9 protein-coding genes are annotated in these 7249 nt (G+C 63.4%); all 9 read right to left on the minus strand.

All coding sequences use genetic code 11. The features are described 5' to 3' along the window. Positions 1–26: 26 nt before the first annotated feature. On the minus strand, positions 27–926 hold the full coding sequence (gene mdcH / locus L8I05_RS24555; protein ID WP_242171920.1) for a malonate decarboxylase subunit epsilon: 900 nt from the start codon (positions 924–926) through the stop codon (positions 27–29). After that, the gene (locus L8I05_RS24560) at positions 923–1519 is read right to left on the minus strand and encodes a malonate decarboxylase holo-ACP synthase (protein WP_242171922.1); all 597 of its coding nucleotides are present in this window, start codon (positions 1517–1519) and stop codon (positions 923–925) included. Before L8I05_RS24560 ends, mdcH begins: the two co-directional genes overlap by 4 nt. Further along, positions 1513–2283 (minus strand): biotin-independent malonate decarboxylase subunit gamma, encoded by a 771-nt coding sequence (gene mdcE / locus L8I05_RS24565; RefSeq protein ID WP_242171925.1) that lies wholly within the window; start codon positions 2281–2283, stop codon positions 1513–1515. Before mdcE ends, L8I05_RS24560 begins: the two co-directional genes overlap by 7 nt. After that, entirely contained in the window at positions 2280–3122 is an 843-nt protein-coding gene (locus L8I05_RS24570) for a biotin-independent malonate decarboxylase subunit beta (RefSeq protein ID WP_242171929.1), read from the minus strand. Before L8I05_RS24570 ends, mdcE begins: the two co-directional genes overlap by 4 nt. After that, on the minus strand, positions 3115–3414 hold the full coding sequence (locus tag L8I05_RS24575) for a malonate decarboxylase subunit delta (RefSeq protein WP_056857713.1): 300 nt from the start codon (positions 3412–3414) through the stop codon (positions 3115–3117). The genes L8I05_RS24570 and L8I05_RS24575 overlap by 8 nt, the downstream gene beginning before the upstream one ends. Continuing rightward, entirely contained in the window at positions 3414–4247 is an 834-nt protein-coding gene (locus L8I05_RS24580; RefSeq protein ID WP_242171933.1) for a triphosphoribosyl-dephospho-CoA synthase, read from the minus strand. The genes L8I05_RS24575 and L8I05_RS24580 overlap by 1 nt, the downstream gene beginning before the upstream one ends. Beyond that, positions 4248–5918 carry a malonate decarboxylase subunit alpha gene (gene mdcA / locus L8I05_RS24585; protein WP_242171936.1) on the minus strand — a complete coding sequence of 557 codons (1671 nt, stop codon included), beginning with the start codon at positions 5916–5918 and terminating at the stop codon, positions 4248–4250. It abuts the gene before it with no gap. Between the two features lie 259 nt (positions 5919–6177). Beyond that, complete coding sequence (locus L8I05_RS24590; protein ID WP_242171937.1) at positions 6178–6612, minus strand: hypothetical protein; 435 nt, start codon at positions 6610–6612, stop codon at positions 6178–6180. Further along, the gene (locus L8I05_RS24595) at positions 6575–7204 is read right to left on the minus strand and encodes a nucleotidyltransferase domain-containing protein (protein ID WP_242171952.1); all 630 of its coding nucleotides are present in this window, start codon (positions 7202–7204) and stop codon (positions 6575–6577) included. The genes L8I05_RS24590 and L8I05_RS24595 overlap by 38 nt, the downstream gene beginning before the upstream one ends. Positions 7205–7249 lie beyond the last annotated feature (45 nt).

Below are 7249 nucleotides of genomic sequence, written 5' to 3' on the forward strand. Positions count from 1 at the left end.
GTGCTTCGAAAGCCTTGGGTGGTGCTTTATCGGTGGCGGCGTTCCTCCTCTTGCAGCAGGGCTTGCAAGGTGTCCAGGCGTGCGCCTTCGCAGGCGATCACCGTGCCTTGTTCGAATACACGGCGTGACAGGCCGGTGAGCACCGCGCCCGGCGGCAGTTCGATTTGCAGGCGCACGCCACGCTCGTAGGCGCTTTGCACGGTGCCGCGCCAGTCAACGATGCGGCACATGTTGAAGGCCAGGTCGTCGCGCAATTGCTCGGGGTTATGGATCGGCCGGGCCCGGGTGCTGCTCAGGTAGGTAATGCGCGGTGCCTTGAGCGTGACGAATGCTTCGGCCAGCGCCTGTGCCGGCGCCTCCAGCAATGCGCAATGGGACGGCACGCTGACGGCCAGGCGCTTGGCCACGCCGTTGCCCCTGATGCGGGCTGCGACACGCTTCATTGCCTCATCGCTGCCGGCGATAACGGTTTGGTTATCGGCGTTGATGTTGGCCAAGTACACCGGGGTTTGCGGGCTGTGGATTTCGGCCAATAATTTTTCCACTGTGGATAACTCCGGGCCGATCAGCGCGGTCATCCCAAAGCCTTGTGGATAAGCGCTTTGCATCAATTCGCCGCGCAGGCTCACCAGTTTTACCGCGTCGGCAAATTCCAGCGCACCGGCGATGACGGCTGCCGGATAAGCGCCGATGGACAAGCCGGCCACGTAATCAGGCGTGTGTTGCAACTGGCGGGCATGGGCCACGCCGACGATCAGCAGGCACAGCTGAACGGCGCGTGTGCTCGCTAAAGCCTGCGCCGAATCGAGCAGGCGAACATCTTCCCCCAAGGCATCACTGGCTTCTTCCAGCACCTGCGCCGACAGCGCCTGGAGCATGCCCGTGCGCTGGGCGCCCTGCCCCGGAAATACCAGCAGGCTGCTCATGCCACCGCCTGCCAAGGGTCGAGCACAAGGTGCGCGCCGCTGCTGGTTTTGAGCAGCACGCGGCGCGATCCACTCGCCCATTCGCGCAAGGCCACGGCGCCAAACGGGGTTTGCAGTTGCAGGTCTACGGTACAGGGCGCGGTGTCCAGAATCGCCAGCAGGTCCTCGGCATCGCCGCGTTCAAGAGGCTGGGGCGTGCGCAGGATCAAGTCCAGATCGCTCTGCTCATGCAGCGCCTCAATGCCGCTGGCCAACTCGAAACCTGCGCTGCCGGTGATACCCCACGTCTCTTGCGCCAGCACCGGCCGCAGTAGATCGAGTGCGCGCAACGCCGGTAAATCCCGTGGCGAGATCACGCTGCACAAGGCTTCCGGCGTCACTCGCCGCTGCACGGCCGCAACGGGCATCACTGCCGCCAGGCGTTGCTCACGCAAACGCCCGCGCACGCCGACCGCCACTTGGCCGGGCTCAGCGATGGCGCGGCGCACCACCACCGGGTGGCCGGCGCTGATCGCGTCCACCGCCCAGGCCGGTGCATTGGCGGGCAAATGCGCCGGGGTCATGCCCCAAAGCAAATCGTGGGCGTTCACCATTGTTCCCGCAGCAGTTGGCGCACGTGGCTGGAGGCGGCGCGGTTGGTGGCGCCCAGCCGCCCGCTCAAATCCGGGCCGCTGACATCCTTGATCGCACTGACCAGGCAATCGCTGACCCGCACCACATCGTCCGCCGCCGGCTGTTCAATCTGGCGAACCGACAGGGTTTCCCAGAGCAAACCAAGGCTGGCATAACTGTCGATGTCATAGGCCATCGGCGGCACGCTGGCGGCCAGGGCTTCCAGCTCTTCAACACTGCGCAAAGTCACCCGCGCCGCCGAGGCCTTGCCCATGGCGTGCACCATCACGCCGGGGTCACGCAGGGCGATCAAACGGTTGGCCTGGTAGCCGTGGGCGAGGAACGCGCCGGACATGGCCTTGCCCACCAGCAGCGCGATCACCGGGTGCCCGGCCAACCGCGCGCGAGCGTAACTGTCGGCGGCGGCGGCCAGGGCCTGATGAATGCCCAGGGCTTCTTCGCGACGGCCATAGGCTTGGCTGGGCACGTCGACGATGGCGATGATCGGGCGCTTGTCGCCGCGAGCGATGGCGTCGTCCACGGCTTTGGCCAGGCCCCAACCTTCCAGCAGGCCGACTTCGCCATTGCGCGCACGCGGGAAGCGGTTTTGTGCGTCGGTGACCACGGCGATGAAGCGCACGGCCTGCTCACCCAAGACGCCGTCGGCGACTTTCAGCGAGGCCGGCAAACCGTCCACCGGCGTGGCGCCGGCGCTCAAAGCGTTGAACCACTGCAAGCCTCTCATGAGCGCTCTCCTTGATACAGGTCGCGAACCGTCGCCGCGTCGATCTGCGGCGTGGCATCCAGCTCGGCCAGGCGCGCCAGGTAGAACTCGACCTGACGGCTGCGTTGTTGTGTGGGCAAGCCTTGTTGCAGCAGCTCGGTAACGGTCTGCTGAATCTGCGCCACATCGTCCGCCACGTAGCGGTCGGCCAAGCCGCTGTTGAAGCGTTGCTCGCCGCCCGTGAGGCTCCAGATAAACGGGCGGTCGCGGGAGTCGTATTCGTCCAGCCCGGCTTCCTGCTCGATCACTTGCGGACCATTCAGGCCCAGGCGCGCTTCGCGGGTCACCACCAGATAGCTGCACAGCCCAGCGGCGATGGACATACCGCCAAAACAACCGACACTGCCCGCTACCACGCCCACCACCGGCTGGTACTGGCGCAGATCGACAATCGCCGCATGGATGTCGGCAATCGCCGCCAGGCCGAGGTTGGCTTCCTGCAGGCGCACGCCCCCGGTTTCCAGCAGCAGCACCGCGCGCGTCGGGACGCCCTTGCGATTGTCTTCAGCCGCCAGTTCCAGCGCACCGGCGATTTTCGCGCCGCCGACTTCACCGAGACTGCCGCCCTGAAAGTTGCCTTCGATAGCGGCCACCACCACCGGCTTTCCGGCGATGCTGCCTTTGGCGATCACCACGCCGTCATCGGCCTGGGGCACTACACCTTGGCGGCTGAGCCAGGGCGACATCACGCGTTGGAACGGGTCGATCAGTTCGCGATACGTGCCGGCGTCCAGCAAGGCCTTGGCCCGCTGCCGTGCACCGAGTTCCACGAAGCTGTGTTTGCTGAGCAAGTCAATCATGGCCGATCTCCTCGAAGCCTTGCTCCAGGCGCAAACGCACCACGCCGGGCGTGGCGCCGAAATCGTGGATATCGATCTTCAAGGCCGGTGGTGTGTGCTCCTGGAAGATCCGTTCAAACAGATGCTGCCAGCGTTGTTCGGCGCCATTCACCGAGGTCTGCACCTGAATGGTCAGGGTGCCGGGCGTGCCCGGTTCCAGCAGCACTTCCAGGTCGCCGGAGCCGACGCAACCCACCAGCGCACGGCCTTTTGGCGGCTGCCCGGCGGGGAATTCAAAGGATAAGGTTTCCATCAAAACGCTCCGTCGAGGCGGTCGATAAACAGGCAGGCGGCCAACAGGTCGGCGGCGCCGCCGGGGGAGGCATTCAGGGCCAGCAATTGGTCGTCGAGTTCGTGCAGTTGGCGGCGACCGGCGAGGCTTGCGCTGCCGCCTGCGTCCAGCACGGCTTGGGCGCCGCGTTGCATGGCGAGCAGGCCTTCGGTGCCTGCGCGGTAGAGCACGCAGGTGTCGGCCAGCTCAGTCATGATCGCGAGCAAGGCGTCCAGGCGCGCGTTCTGTTCGCCGGCGTTTTGCAGGCGGCTTTTGTGCAGTTGCGGCAGGCCGCGTCGGGTCACGGACGGGAAGCCCAATTGTGCTTCTTCACGGGCACCGCGTGCGCCGTAGCGTTGGGCGACTTGGGCGCCGTGGCTCATCGACTGCGGTGCGTAGCGGTCGTTGAGCAGGGCTAATTTTGCCGCCGTCAGCGTGACGGCCCGAGGCTCCAGCGCCGCCGCAGCGGTGAGCAAACCGAGGGCCCAGATTGCGCCGCGATGGGTGTTCACACCCTTGGTGGTGGTGAGCATCGCCTGCTCGCCTTCACGGCCGATACGCCCGAGGGCTTCGCGCAAAGGCAAACCCACTTCGCCGAATTCAAGCGCGGCCTCAGCCATTTCCTTGAACATCGGCCACAGCGACAACGCCGAAGCGTGCATCAACCCCAGGTGCAAATCGCTGTGGGCGCCATTGCCGCGGCGGTCCACCAAGGCGGGTTTGGGCGACAAGTCGGCCTCATCGATCAATGCATCGACGGCCATGTCCGCCAGGCGATCAGCCAGGCTCAGTTCGTGCAGTTTAAGGGCGCGCATTTACCAGCTCCTGAACTTGGCGGGCGGGTTGTACAAGCCACCGGACCACTCCACCAGGTCGGCGACGCTCTTGGCGGCCAACAGCTCGCGGGTGGCGTCGGTGCGACGAATGCCGAGGTCCTCGGGCAAGGCGATCAGACCTTCGCGGCGCATGCGCGCGGTGTCCTTGGGGTTGTGGCGCAGGCCGATGGCGGTGACGCCAGCGACGGCGGCGATCATCGCCTGGCGCTCTTCGAGCGAGCGCGCCTTGTACAGGTAGGCGATGCCTTCTTCGGTGAGCAAGTGGGTGACGTCGTCGCCGTAGATCATGATCGGCGCCAGCGGCATGCCGCTTTTGCGCGCCACCTCCACGGCGTCGAGGGTCTCGACGAAGGTCGGTTTGCCGCCTTCCTGAAAGGTTTCGACCATCTGCACCACGAGTTTTTTGCCGCGTTCGAGCAGGGCTTCCGGCGCGTCATCGTGGCGCATATCCAGCCAGGCCGGGGTGCCATGGCGACGGCCGCGCGGGTCGTGGCCCATGTTTGGCGCGCCGCCAAAACCGGCGAGGCGCCCACGGGTGACGGTACTGGAATGCCCGTCGCCATCCACCTGCAGCGTGGCGCCGATAAACAGGTCCACCGCGTATTGGCCGGCGAGCTGGCAGAACATCCGGTTGGAACGCATCGAGCCGTCGCGGCCAGTGAAGAACACATCCGGGCGGGCGGCGATGTAGTTTTCCATGCCCAGTTCAGTGCCGAAGCAATGCACGCTTTCAACCCAGCCGCTTTCGATGGCGGGGATCAGGGTTGGGTGCGGGTTGAGGGTCCAGTTGCGGCAGATTTTGCCCTTGAGGCCGAGGGATTCGCCGTAGGTCGGCAGGATCAACTCAATGGCAGCGGTGTTGAAGCCGATGCCGTGGTTGAGCGACTGCACATTGTGTTTTTCGTAAATGCCACGGATCGCCATCATCGCCATCAGCACATGCACTGGCTTGATATGGCGCGGGTCGCGGGTAAACAGCGGCTCGATATAGAACGGCTTGTCGGCGACCACCACAAAATCCACCCAACTCGCTGGGATGTCGACGCGGGGCAAGTCGTTGACGTCATCCACCAACTGGTTGACCTGCACGATCACGATGCCATCGCTGAACGCGGCGGGCTCGATCAACGCCGGGGTGTCTTCGGTGCTGGCGCCGGTGTAGATATTGCCGGCGCGGTCGGCCATGAAACCGGCCGAGAGCACGACGTTGGGGATCAGGTCCACCACCAGCCGCGCGTAGAGTTCGATGTAGGTGTGGATCGCGCCGATTTCCAGCAGGCCGTCTTCGAGCAACTGGCTGATGCGCAGGGATTGGGTGCCGGCGAAGGAGAAATCCAGCTTGCGCGCGATGCCCTTTTCAAACAGATCCAAGTGCTCGGAACGGCCGACACTGGGCATGATCATGTGCAAACCGTGGAGCTTGGCCGGGTCGGCCTTGGCCAGGGAGCGCGAGAGGAAGTCGGCCTGCTTCTGGTTGTTGCCCTCCAGCACCACGCGGTCGCCGGGAAGAATCAGCGCTTCCAGCGCCTCGACGATTCTGTCACTGGGCAGCACCGCCCCGTCTGCGTATTGCTTGACCAGCCCAAGGCGCCGCTGCTTCTCGTCGCGCCGCCGCGTCCAGCGCGAGTCGGGGGTGATGGTTGTTGTCATGGTCGCTCCACGGGGTTTGCTGTCGTGGGCTTACCTTAGGAGTGAAAGTGGGGGGTATCAATCAAGCCCGAAGGCGGATCGTTACGGTTGGAGTAACAGAGCATCAGCAAAAGGGGACTCAAGCCGAACAAAGATTAAAAATGTGGGAGTTGGCTTGCCTGCGATTGCGGACTGTCAGTCGACATATCTGCAGCTGATCTACCGCTATCGCAGGCAAGCCAGCTCCCACATTTGATTGGCGGTGTTGCGAAGAATTACCTCATTGCCACTGATGCACAGCCAACAACTCTTCAACGTTGTTGAGCAGAGTCACCGCGCCATCCATCAACTGCCCAAGCAACGCCTCATCCTCATCCATATACCCTTCATACTCCGCCAGGTTTCGGCGCTCATGACAAAGCGCCAGTAACCTCACCTGCACCTTGCTCACGTCGGCGGTGTGAATCAAACATTGAAACACCAAATAGCGTTTGTCAGAACGATACCCTTGCAGGCGTAAAGCTGTGAGCGCGATAGCGTGGGCGGCGTTGTAGGCCAAGTCGAAACGACTGGCAAACGATAGCTGTGGGTTACCCGCATCCCTTAACCGATCCCGCGCCGAGCGCATCAGCCCATCACACTCCTTGCGATCCGGCGGCTCAGCCTTCAAGCCACCGCTACGTTGCAGGTTCTCCAGATTTGCCTTGCTGTCCATCCATGGATTCCAGGGGGTTGCCCCCAATCAGATTGATCTTGGCTTGCTGCACGACCCGCTGCACAAAACTGTTCCCGGCATTCCATTTGCCGATCCAGTCTTCAGGGGTGTAAAGCGTCGGGTTGATGGTGCGGCCCAGTTGCTCTTCCAGCGGTATGAGCTGCTCCATGACTTCACTGTAGTTGAGGCTTTGGCCGATCAGCATCAGATCTATGTCACTGAATGAGTGCGCCTCACCTTTGGCGATAGAGCCGTAGATAAAGGCCCAGGTTATCTGCTCGGCGAACGGTGCCAATGCATTGCGCAGGGGGGCGTCCAGGCTCAGGGTCTTGCGCACGATGGCCAACAACTCCGAGTAAATCGGGCATTGGGGGTTGGCCTGGTAGTGGGTCTGATTGCCTTGGCGCGTCATGCTCAAGATGCCCGCCAGCTGCAAACGCTCCAGCTCGCGGGTAAGGCTGCCCTTGCCCACCTGGGCCCAACGCGCGATCTCGTTGGTAAAGAAACTTTGATCGGGCTTGCCGAAAAGCAGGGCCAGCACTTTTTGCTGGGTGTTGGTGAAGAGTGCAGTGCTGAGCGGCAAGGTTTGCATGGCAGTAGCCAAAGAGTCCCGAAAAGGGAACGATAGGTCCCTTTT

Origin of the sequence: Pseudomonas sp. MONT-RG-20F-20-E-7-02 (assembly GCF_022662395.1) — a bacterium.
Lineage (GTDB): Bacteria > Pseudomonadota > Gammaproteobacteria > Pseudomonadales > Pseudomonadaceae > Aquipseudomonas.